This window comes from Photobacterium kasasachensis (genome assembly GCF_050336885.1).
GTDB classification, from domain to species: domain Bacteria; phylum Pseudomonadota; class Gammaproteobacteria; order Enterobacterales; family Vibrionaceae; genus Photobacterium; species Photobacterium kasasachensis.
Map to the genome: position 1 here is coordinate 52060 of NZ_JAKJSH010000029.1, position 11881 is coordinate 63940.

The 11881-nt window shown below is 47.8% G+C and carries 6 protein-coding genes and 4 tRNA genes; 2 read left to right on the top strand and 8 right to left on the bottom strand.

Features of this window, described 5'->3' with window-relative positions:
• Positions 1–150: 150 nt before the first annotated feature.
• The 7 genes from L4D19_RS27390 to L4D19_RS27420 form a co-directional block, all read right to left on the bottom strand.
• Positions 151–224, bottom strand: a tRNA-Cys gene (locus L4D19_RS27390).
• A gap of 11 nt (positions 225–235) precedes the next feature.
• Positions 236–322, bottom strand: a tRNA-Leu gene (locus L4D19_RS27395).
• A gap of 227 nt (positions 323–549) precedes the next feature.
• Positions 550–640 (bottom strand) — tRNA-Gly (locus L4D19_RS27400).
• Positions 641–643: 3 nt separating this feature from the next.
• Positions 644–717, bottom strand: a tRNA-Cys gene (locus L4D19_RS27405).
• Between the two features lie 264 nt (positions 718–981).
• Positions 982–2115: a carboxynorspermidine decarboxylase gene (gene nspC / locus L4D19_RS27410; RefSeq protein WP_428455033.1), complete on the bottom strand. Its 1134-nt coding sequence runs from the start codon at positions 2113–2115 to the stop codon at positions 982–984.
• A gap of 207 nt (positions 2116–2322) precedes the next feature.
• On the bottom strand, positions 2323–3567 hold the full coding sequence (locus L4D19_RS27415) for a carboxynorspermidine synthase (protein ID WP_428455034.1): 1245 nt from the start codon (positions 3565–3567) through the stop codon (positions 2323–2325).
• Positions 3568–3667: 100 nt separating this feature from the next.
• Positions 3668–6556, bottom strand: coding sequence for a pyridoxal phosphate-dependent class III aminotransferase (locus tag L4D19_RS27420; protein WP_428455035.1), 2889 nt, complete (start codon positions 6554–6556; stop codon positions 3668–3670).
• Positions 6557–7569: 1013 nt separating this feature from the next.
• Here L4D19_RS27420 and L4D19_RS27425 point away from each other — a divergent pair.
• A complete protein-coding gene (locus L4D19_RS27425; protein WP_239412098.1) occupies positions 7570–8592 on the top strand; it encodes a PTS sugar transporter subunit IIC in 1023 nt (340 codons plus the stop codon).
• 206 nt (positions 8593–8798) lie between these two features.
• Positions 8799–9701, top strand: a complete 903-nt coding sequence (locus L4D19_RS27430) for a LysR family transcriptional regulator (RefSeq protein ID WP_428455036.1) — start codon at positions 8799–8801, stop codon at positions 9699–9701.
• 66 nt (positions 9702–9767) lie between these two features.
• Here L4D19_RS27430 and L4D19_RS27435 read toward each other — a convergent pair whose 3' ends face one another.
• Complete coding sequence (locus L4D19_RS27435) at positions 9768–11354, bottom strand: L-lactate permease (RefSeq protein ID WP_428455037.1); 1587 nt, start codon at positions 11352–11354, stop codon at positions 9768–9770.
• Between the last annotated feature and the right edge of the window lie 527 nt (positions 11355–11881).

The following is an 11881-nucleotide window of genomic DNA, read 5'->3' on the forward strand; positions in this document are numbered from 1 at the left end:
ATTGATATTTCATACAGGTAAGCACAGGAAAATAACACGAAGAACAAGAGATAAAATGGAAGGTAAATTTCAGAGCGTAGTGCCACTGAATTCTAAACACAAAAAAACCAGCACTAGGCTGGTTTGATTTGTATGGCTTAGCCATAAATATGGAGGCGCGTCCCGGAGTCGAACCGAGGTCCACGGATTTGCAATCCGCTGCATAGCCACTCTGCCAACGCGCCTTATATTTAGATGGTGCCCCGGGCCGGACTTGAACCGGCACAACGCGAACGTCGAGGGATTTTAAATCCCTTGTGTCTACCAATTCCACCACCAGGGCACGCAATTCTTGATTGCGATGCTCCTAACCAATGTGCTTTATAAAAAAAGCGGTTAGACACCATCTTTGATACTGACTACATCAATATCGCAAAATTTGGAGCGACACACGAGGTTCCCGATCTTCGAGGAGCTAGGCGTGACCACAACCTTGGCAAGATTGTGCTCTACCAGCTTGACCTACATGTTTCACTGCATTCATCACCATAGAGGCAATGAATTTTAAATTGGAGCGACACACGAGGTTCCTGATCTTCGAGGAACTAGGCGTGACCTCAACCTTGGCAAGGTTGCGCTCTACCAGCTGAGCTAGTGTCACAAATGGAGGCGCGTCCCGGAGTCGAACCGAGGTCCACGGATTTGCAATCCGCTGCATAGCCACTCTGCCAACGCGCCTTCGTGTTACATATAAAAGCAGTCTTTCGACTTACCGCTTAACAAGTCTCCCCGCTGCGGTACGTGGTGTAATTTACTGATTTTAAATAATGAGTCAATGAAAAAATGTCGATTTTCTTTCAACTGCTCAAAAAGCAACAAAAGCAGCGATAAACCATGCAAAAACTGATCAATAACACAACACAGCCTGTTTGCACTGAAGACGCACAGCTTAAAACAATAAAGGCCGCAATGCGGCCTTTATGATTCAAAAACGGAACTGAACTAGCTGACACTCCATTGTGACAGCGAGCGCTTAAAGTCGTCGTAGCCAAACTCGTTCAGTATTTCGATGTCCCCATTCTGACGCTGGCAGTATACCGACGGCATCTTCAAACCGTTAAACCAATTCAACTTCACCATGGTATAGCCTGCGCTGTCCATAATATGGAGGCGCTGACCAATCTCCAGAGGCTGCTCAAACTGAGTCACACAGAACTGATCGCCCGCCAGACACGAACAGCTACCAATCACATACTGATAATCACCGCTCTCGCTTGCTTCTGCGATAGAGGCTGGCTCATCGTAAATTAAGGTATCAAGACGATGCGCTTCCGTCGCACTGTCTACAATCGCGGTCTTGACTTCGTTTTCAACGATATCAACCACAGTAACGACCAAATCCGTCGTCTTGGTGATGATAGCCTCACCCGGCTCCAAATACAGCTGAACACCGTGCTTTTCAGAGAAAGCCTTCAATGCCGCAGCCAGCTTTTCAAGCTGGTAACCCGGCCAGGTAAAGAACACTCCACCGCCCAGGCTCACCCAGTCTAGCTTATTCAGATACGAGCCGAACTGCTCAGAAATGGCGTCAAGCAAGGTGATAAAGGCATCAACATCTTTGTTCTCACAGTTCATGTGAAACATCACACCGTCCAGCGTTTCAAACACTGACGGGTCAATATTGTCTGCCTGAACGCCCAAGCGCGAGAACTTACGCGCCGGGTTCGCCAAATCCTGACCGGCATAGCTCACGCCCGGGTTCAAACGAAGCCCTAACGACGCCTTGCCTTCAACAAGATGACGGTAAGCCGCCAGCTGGCTTTGCGAGTTAAAAATCATCTTGTCGCAGATATCAGCCACTTCTTTGACGTCATCTTCGCTGTAGCCAACGCTGTATGCGTGTGTCTCGCCACCAAAGGTTTCATAGCCCAGCTTCACTTCATACGGACCACTGCTGGTCGTACCGTCCAAATAAGGCTTGATGATGTCGAATACACCCCAGGTCGAGAAACACTTCAGAGCCAATACCAGCTTCACGCCAGACAGCTCTTTCAGCAACTTGGCCTTCTCCAGATTGGCAATCAGCTTTTCTTCATCAATCATGAAGAAAGGGGTTTGTAGATCAGTCTTGTTCATTGTTCGGTCCGTGTATTGCAGATCCGTAAACTAAATAAAGCTGGTATCGGAATACCAGCTTTATCAATACTAATTTGTCACTCTAACCCCACCCTAACCCTCCCCTTGAAAAGGAGAGGGAACCAAGAGCACTAAAAGCAATGATCATAGTTACTCTTTAGTACTCCTCCCCCTTTTCAAGGGGGAGGCCGGGAGGGAGTTAAGTTGTTACTTCAGGATGTTGATCAAAGGCTGGCTTACTTCCAGCTCCTGCACATGCCAGTCCAGACCGATACCCGGCATTGTTTCCAGGAACGGATCCGGGTCTAGCTGTTCCATGTTGAACACGCCAGCTTCTGCCCAAGTACCGCGGAAGTACTGAAGCGCAGCAGAAATAGCCGGAACACCGGTGGTGTAAGAAATCGCCTGGTGCTCAACATCTTCGTAAGCCACTTCGTGATCGGCATTGTTGTAGATGAACACGCTACGCGCTTTGCCGTCTTTCTTACCCTGAACCCAAGTACCGATACAGGTCTTGCCGGTGTAGCCCGGTGCCAGAGACGTTGGATCTGGCAGAATAGCCTTCAGTACTTTCAGCGGCTCAACCACAGTACCGTCTTGTAGCGTTACAGGATCCGGGCTTAGCAGGCCGATGTCACGCATGCAGTTGAAGTAGTTCAGATATTTGTCACCAAAGCCCATCCAGAACTCGATACGCTTGGCAGGAATGAATTCCTTCATTGAGCGAACTTCATCGTGCGCCATTGAGTAAACTTTGTGGCTGCCTACTTCCGGGAAGTCAAACTCCATCATACGGGTGTGACATGGTACCTGCTTCCACTCACCATCTTCCCAGTAGAAAGAGTCGCCCTGGATTTCCAACATGTTTGTTTCTGGATCGAAGTTAGTTGCGAACTTCTTACCGTGGTCACCGGCGTTAACATCCATCACATCGATAGTGTCGATTTCATCAAACAGGTGTTTAACCGCATAAGCGGCAAATACGCTTACTACGCCCGGATCGAAACCGGCACCAAGAATACCTGTGATACCCGCTTCTTTGAATTTCTCGCGGTAGCCCCACTGCCAATCATATGCCTGTGGAACCTGCTGGCCTTCAGAGCACAGGTCAACCGCTACAGATGTATCCAGGTAAGACACCTTGGCCTGGTAACACGCTTCCATGATTGCCATGTTCACCCACGGAGGACCGGCGTTGATAACCAGATCAGGCTGTACTTCCTTGATCAGAGCAACCAGAGCTTCAACGTCATCAGCATTTACAGCGCGTGCTTCCAGCTTCTTTGATGGATCTTTCAGGTTGTTCTTCTTCTGGATCGATGCAATGATTTTTTCGCACTTAGAAACAGTACGGGATGCAATCGTAATATCACCAAGAACGTCGTTGTTTTGAGCTGCTTTATGCGCAATTACCCAGCCAACACCACCAGCACCAATTTGTAGAATAGCCATCGTTATTTTCTTCCGTTAATAATCAATACGTTATAGAACGCTGGTGCTGCCACAACTGTTTCCAGCCAGTGCGCAGCAGCACCTATTGTCAGTAAATCAATTAATCAACCAGCGTACGGGCCAGGTCATTAATATCGTTAAGTAAGGTTTCGAAATCAGCCATCGTCAGACACGGGTTGAGAATCGTGAACTTAAGTGCCACTTTGCCTTCTACTACCGTTTCGCCCAATACGGCAACACCTTTCACCAGAGCTTCAATACGGAGCTGCTTGTTAAACTGATCGATATCGACTGTTTGATCGCCAAGAGAGCGGAACAATACCGTCGACAATGCGGGATCGGCCAACAACTCAAAGTCAGCAGACTGATTGATCAAATCGGCAACCTGCTGCGCCTGTCCCAGCAAATGATCATACATCGCGCCAAGCGCCTGGGTGCCCACACACTGCATCGTCATCAGCACTTTCAGTGCATCAAAGCGCTTGGTGGTAGCAATCGACTTGTCGACCAGATTTGGCAGCAGATCATCTTCACGATTCAGGTAATCAGCATGGTGCAGCAGGTATTTAAAGTGCTCTTTGTCTTTCAGCAATACCGCACCGCAGCTGATTGGCTGATAGAACAACTTATGGAAGTCCACACTGAGCGAGTCTGCGAGCTCTATACCGTGCAAGCGCGTCTTATGACGGCTCAGGATCAACGCGCCACCGTAGGCACCATCGACATGCAGCCACAGGTTGTGCTGCTGGGCAACATCCGCCAGACCGGCCAAATCATCAATCGCACCGTGATCGGTCGTCCCTGCTGTACCCACAAGGGCAAACGGCATCAAGCCTTCGCTTTTCATCGACTCAATGGTCGTCACCAGCGAGGCCAGCTTGATTGTGCCATCTGGATTGGTATCGACACACTCCACAGCATGCTCACCCAGTCCAAGCAGCGATGCGGATTTCTGTACTGTAAAGTGAGACTTCTTAGAACATAGGATACGCAGTTTGCCCGCATAATCCGGCAAACCTTCTTTTTGGATGTTATGGCCAGAAATCGTATCTGCCGCCCAGTCACGTGCCAGCAACAAGCCCATCAGATTGCTCTGAGTACCGCCACTGGTGAACACACCATCGGCCTGTTCGCCAAGCTCATAAACACCACAGAGCCAATCAACAACCTTCTGCTCCACATAAGTTGCAGAACTTGCCTGATCCCATGAGTCCATTGACTGGTTCAATGAGCTAATAAATGCCTCGGCAGCAACTGCTGGCAATAAAGGCGGTGTATGCAGATGCGCAATGCAGCTTGGATGCTGGACCATGATCGAGTTCTTGGCGATCAGTTCACCTGTCTGCTCAATGACTGTCTCCAGCGGCAACTGCTGATCATCCAACTCGATATTGTTGATCAGGTTTTTCAGTACCAGCGGCTCCAACCCGGAATACGGTGCATCAGCGGCTTCGAAAACTTGTTTCAGAACTTGTGTGGTCTGGTTTAACGCCGTTTCAAGTTCATCGGCACCGCCTTCACCAGTGTGGATGAAGTACGAACGCCACTGCTCCTGCTCCGACTCAGCATTGGCTTCTGAAATTGTTGCCGGCCCAGCTGTAGCAAGAATGGCCTTGCTCAACGCATCAAGTGCAAAATCAATTTGCTCGTAGCTAATAATCAACGGTGGCAGAAAACGCAGCACAGCACCTTGACGCCCGCCTTTTTCGATGATCAGACCACGCTCCAACGCAGCGCGCTGGATGTTTGCCGTCATTTCCGGATCGGCTTCAGGCTCACCGAACTTGTTCTTCTGATTGTTTGGCTTAACAATCTCAACACCCAGCATCAAACCTTTGCCGCGTACTTCAGCGATACAATCGGTATATCCGGCAATGCGCTCCAAGCCCTCTCGCAGGTATTGGCCAGCTTTCTCGGCATGCTCTACCAGGTGATCACGACGAATAATCTCCAGCGCCTTGGCACCGGTCGCCATCGCCAACTGGTTGCCTCGGAATGTGCCTGTGTGCTCACCCGGACGCCAGGTATCAATCGACTTATCAAATAGCAGTACAGACATCGGCAGTCCGCCACCGACAGCTTTCGACAAACAAAGAATGTCTGGGGTAATGCCTGATTCTTCGAACGCAAAACGGTGACCGGTTTTACCGATACCACACTGTATTTCATCTAGGATCAGTAGAATGCCATGTTCTTTGGTAATACGACGCAGCTCTTGTAGCCAGAAAGCCGGAGCCGGGATCACCCCACCCTCGCCCTGTACAGGCTCGACAATGATCGCCGCGGGTTTCTGTACACCACTTTCATCATCACTCAGCATACGCTCGATATAACGAATGCTTTGTTTGGCACCTTCATTGCCTTTCAGGCCGAACGGGCAGCGCAGGCTATATGGGAACGGCAAGAAGTGGACATCTGCCATCAGCCCCTGGCGACGCTCTTTCGTCCCCAGGTTACCCATCAATGCCATGGTACCGTTAGTCATACCGTGGTAGGCACCATGGAAAGCCGCCATCGTGTTGCGGCCAGTGGTTTGCTTGGCCAGTTTAATCGCCGCTTCTACAGCGTCGGCACCTGAAGGGCCACAGAACTGAATACGGGCGTTGGCTGCAAAATCATCCGGCAAGAAGTTCATCACTTCTTTGATGAATTTATCTTTGGCCGGGGTTGTCATGTCCAGAGTCTGGTACGGCAGCCCCTGGTTTAGCTGTTCAATAATTGCCTGGTTGATTTCTGGGTGGTTGTAACCCAGAGCCAGTGTTCCGGCACCAGCCAGACAGTCTAGAAAGAGTTGGCCGCGGCTATCTTCCACCAGTGCGCCTGATGCTTTCTTGATAGCAAGTGGCAGCCTTCTCGGATAGGAGCGCACTTCCGACTCATAATGCTCCTGACTAAGCAGAAGCTCATCGGGTGTCAAATCGTACAATTCATGTACAACCGGTACGTTTGAGGCTAGCTTGATATCGTCTAAATCAAACACATTACTCATGGGTGTCATCCAATAATTAACACGTCATATGAAACATGACGTTCGGCAGAGCATACCTGAGGTAATATCCGACTCAGCTTATATAGCATGCAATCAGGTTAATAAATTACACAGCCACATAGAGGGTCAATAGGATGTCAGGTATTCTTTTCCTGCCGGTAAACACAAAGATACCATCAGCCAAAAGCTAATGAGGTAACAGGTTTACAGCAAAAAGCTGAAATGATTTAGATAGGAAATATCAAGGTTCAGTAATAATACTGCAGTTAGGTAAGACTAAGCTGATTTGGGTTTTCAATGTTAGAGTTTTCAATGTTGGGTTCCTTCAATATGCTCCTGCTCTATTTGCTGGCAGGTCCGCGCTATTAATGCCCTTCTACTGACGAAAGGTTCGCCAGTACCTACGGCACGTTGTGACACAATCAGCCTGAATTCATCACAACGCATATGTCTCAGTAATACGGCCCCCTGAGATTGCGCAGAAAAGTAACATATTGTGTGTCTGGATGCCAAGTGTTATTTCACAAGCTGCCCGCCCCTATCAAAACTGAGATTATCCTCTCTTATATATAGCGATAACGACACTTTGCCTAACCGCATCCGTTGACACTTTTTTAATACAATGTGACTCGCCTTAAGGATATAAACCTGATTTCACAACAGAACATGAAGCAGTTCAAAAATCATACAACAGAGTTATGTTAGGTTAATCAACAGGAATCAAAGTTAATTTAAACTACGTCTCGGCATGGTGATCGTTATGAACAGTCATTTTCTGTCAAAGAAGAAACTATCGGCTTGTATAGGCCAGCTCCTCCCCTGAGGTAAAACTTACGCTGACAGTCTGTCAAGCATTGCTTACTTCATCTCTCTGGCAAAACTCAACTTCCACCTAAAAATCACAATACCCGATCCCGGTTAATTTCAGCATCTCTCTTCATTCATCAATTAATTTAATACTTTGGGCGTAGCTCTGCTTTCGTTCGCCCTAAAAACAATGATAAGGAAATAATATGGAAATTATCCTCGGTATTGCTGCGCTACTGGCAGCATTGGGTTTGTTTTCAGTATTCAGTTTCAAGGCTCCCAACGGCAGTGCGGCTATGAGTGGCCTGGCTGATGCCGCCATTGCGACCTTTCTGGTTGAAGCTATTCATAAATATGTAATGGGGAACCTGCTTGGCATCGAGTATTTGGCTGATTTTGGCAACATGGTCGGTGGCATGGGCGGTGTCGCGGCAGCTACTCTCGTCATGCTACGAATGGGGGTACAACCTGTCTTTGCCATCGTCACGGGTCTAGCTATGGCCAACCTCGGGATCCTCGAGGGCTTCATTGCCGGTTACCTGTTCTCTTTTGCAACACCGCTATTTAAGAAATACCTTCCCGAAGGCGTCGATGTCATTGTCGGAGTCTTGACCCTGGCACCGCTGGCCAGACTGCTTGGTATCTTCATCAGCCCGGGACTGGATATGTTGATGGGCACACTGGCCAATATGATCACCGAAGCCACCCTGCTATCGCCGCTTGCCATGGGCTTCTTGCTCGGCGGGCTGATTAAAATGGTCTGTACTTCACCGCTCAGTTCAATGGCACTCACAGCTATGCTCGGTTTGACGGGCTTGCCGATGGGGATAGCAGCCATCGCTTGTGTCGGTGGTTCGTTTACCAACGGATATATTTTCCACAGCCTCAAGCTTGGCAAATCCAGCAACACTATCAGTGTGATGCTGGAGCCTCTGACCCAGGCACATATTGTAACCCGTAACCCTGTACCTATTTTTATGTCGAACTTCCTGGGTGGTGCCATGGCAGGTACCATCGCCGCCTACTTCGGTATTATCAATGATGCCCCGGGCAGTGCAGCACCGATTCCAGGGCTGCTTGCCTCTATCGCCTTCAACGAGCCGCTAACACTGTTCATGGCAGTGGTTGCCGCTGCTTTCGCAGGCGTTGTCGGTGGTGTAATTGGTAACCAGATCTATAAACGTTTGTTGGCTGACCGTGTTCCATTACAGCAATTTGTAAATGGTTAATCATCAAAGGTAATACACAAAGTCAATATAGGCTTACCCTTTGGTAAGCCTTTCTTTTCTTCCGCAATACTTCTTATTAATCCAGTCATCACTAACGTGATCAACAGGGCAAAACGAGCACCTCAATTCATTCATTCACTAAATGTCTGACATTTAATTGCTATAATTCAACAACCCTAGAAATTGTTGCAAAAAGTACACTAATAATGCGAAACACCGATGATTTCCTGATTTTCTACCACCTGATCGAACAAGGCTCTTTCAGCAAAGCTGCCGAACAGGTTGGCTTAACCAAATCCGTAGTCAGTAAACGTATCACTCGGCTTGAAGAAGAGCTTGGCGTTCAGCTTCTATACCGCACGACACGCAAACTTACCCTGACAGAGGCTGGAGAAGTCTTCTTCAGCCATGCCCGCGAGGTCTACCTTTCAGTACAAAACGCCGAAGATGCGATGAGCGGCCTCGGTGAGAGCCTTTCCGGCACTATACGTATCACCGTTCCGACAATTTCCGGCGAGCTGATTTTGCCCCAGGCTATCGCCGAATTTAGCGAGAAGTACCCAGAAATCACGGTTCATATGGATCTGGACAATCGTTTTGTCGATATTGTCGAGGAAGGTTATGATTTGGCCATCCGCACCGGTGTGCTTCCGGATTCAAGTTTTATCGCCCGCCGGCTCGCTGATGCCCACTGGGTGATCTGTGGTGCTCCAGCTTACTTCGAGCGTCGCAGCGAACCAAAAACCTATCAAGATTTGGCAGATCACAACTGTCTTGCCTATTCCTATCAAGAAACAGGGGCCACCGAATGGCTGTTCAAAGGTACATCATCACCTTTTACCGTCAAAGTCGCTGGTAATTTCAGTACCAATAATGCCTCGGCGTTAAGACGTGCCGCACTCATTGGCCAGGGGTTGGTGTATGTGCCCAAAGTGTTGGTCGCCGATGATCTGCGAGAAGGAAGACTGGTAGAAGTGCTACAGCACCAAGTCGCAAAGTGTCTCGGAATCTTTGCCATCTACCCCTACACTCGCCACCAACCGGCAAAAATAAAGCTATTCATTGAACACCTTTATCAATGCTATCGACAACATGAAGATAAGTTCTAGGCATTAAAAAGTGTGGCCACCTCTGGCCACACTCTTCTTATATTGACACTTTCAGATATCGAGATGCTAAATCAGGGTGCTCATTATCGCTGCACCCACGCCGTAAACCACCATAGGTACAACCGTTCGCTTGATAATAAAGCCTTCTTTATTGGCAATACCGAGAATAGTCGACACCGCAATAATATTATTGATACAGACCATGTTCCCCATAGCGCCGCCAACTGATTGCAGCGCTAAGATTGTTGTCTGCGGTAGCCCGACGTTGATGGCGATGGTCTGCTGAATTGCTCCAAACGTAAGGTTAGAGACTGTCGCCGATCCCGAGAAGAAAGCGCCAAGCGCCCCCAGGTAAGCCGCAACATACTGCCAACTGGTTCCCATCAGATCGGAAAACGCCTGGCCCGTTGTCATAATGGGTGAGTTTTCACCGCCCGTCATCATCAGCTTAACCATAATTAAGGCACCAACCAGCGCAATGAAAGGCATCTTGATACGGTTTCCTGTTTCAGCAAACATCTGCTTAACCACGCCGGCAGGTAGCTTAAACAGCGGGATTGAGATCAGAACCACCAATAGGAACGGAATAAGCGCGGGCACATACAGTGTTTTATACGCCCAAGACACATCGGTACCTAAAATGTGGCTGAGTTTAAATATCAACGCCTGGCTGATACTAAAATCCCCCAGCGGACCAAATGACACACTGAGCATCTCTGTACTGTCCGTTAACATCCCCTTAATGCCAAACTGCTTGATTCGGGTAACAATCAAAATCACAATCAACAAAATAGTCGGCGTCATTGCTTTGAACACATCACGCGCCGCAACGGGAGCAGACGCCTTATTATCCTCGGATGGTTGAATTGCGACCAAACCAAAACCACTTCGCGCCGTAATCACGGACAGCACCAGGCCGATGGCGCCACCCACCAAGGCAGGAAACTCATAGTTCCATTGCGCCAGCAAGAAATAAGGCACCGTACAAGATAAAGTACTTATAAGAACAAACAGGTAATTACGGCGAATTTCATCCCAGCTCACGATAAAACGCAATGCCATTGGAGGGATAATAAAGGCAGCGATAAGATGAATAAGCGCTGTGATCTTACCCGTTTCTAGCAAGGCAGCGTCATCGAGCCCAAGGTTAGAGAAACCAAACCACGTTGGTGTGCCTACCGCACCAAAAGATACCGGCACAGAGTTCATTACCAATGCCAGCATGGCGACTTTCAACGGGTTGAAGCCAAGGCCCACCAATATAGGTGCCGCGATGGCTGCCGGGGTACCAAAGCCGGATGCCCCCTCAATCATAAAAGCAAATGCCCAGCCAATGATCATCAGTTGCGCAACCTGGTTACGGCTAATACCTTCCAGCCAGCGACGAATAACGTCCTCAGCACCTGACAGGTATATCATTCGATTCAAAAGAATAGCACCAGCAACAATTGAAATCGGCGTGATTGCAGATAACATACCAGCAATAATATTGGCATTGATTAAGGTTATATCAGTGCCAAAGTAAAACAATTGCAGTGCACCGACCATTGCTGCCGTAATAGGCAAAGCAATATGAGACGGTACGCCATTCTTCTTTGTCATCATCCAAATAAGAATCACAATTGGTATCACCGATAAAAATAGGGACGTCATTAAAATATACTCCGTGTATTCAGACCCAGTTATCGCCATATAAAACAGCATGTGTATAGTAATTCGGGTCTTGCTAACTTTGATGTGTAAACTACACATTCATTTTTATTATTGAAGGCTGAGCGTATTATTATTGTGGGTTAAATATTTTAATGACCTTTTTAATTATTACCACTCCACACACAACACTCAGTTAACCAAACACCTACAAACCAACCAGTGACACCCTGATACCACAACACCAACAAAAACAATTAACCCATTCAAAACAACACGTTGAACAGAAACACAGAAAGCACCGATTATTATTAAAAAGGTATATGACACAGTAAGTTTCGCAAACAGTCACTATTACGTGGATAATCAAAAGTAAATTACGACTTTTAGCCTCGAGTAATCACAATCGTTATCAACGGCTATAAAATATAATATTGTAAACTTACAAAATAAATTATACCGCAGGCCAATTTAGCACTAAAAAGTGAAATAAAATAACAACTACAATTGTTGGTGCCATTCATTTACAT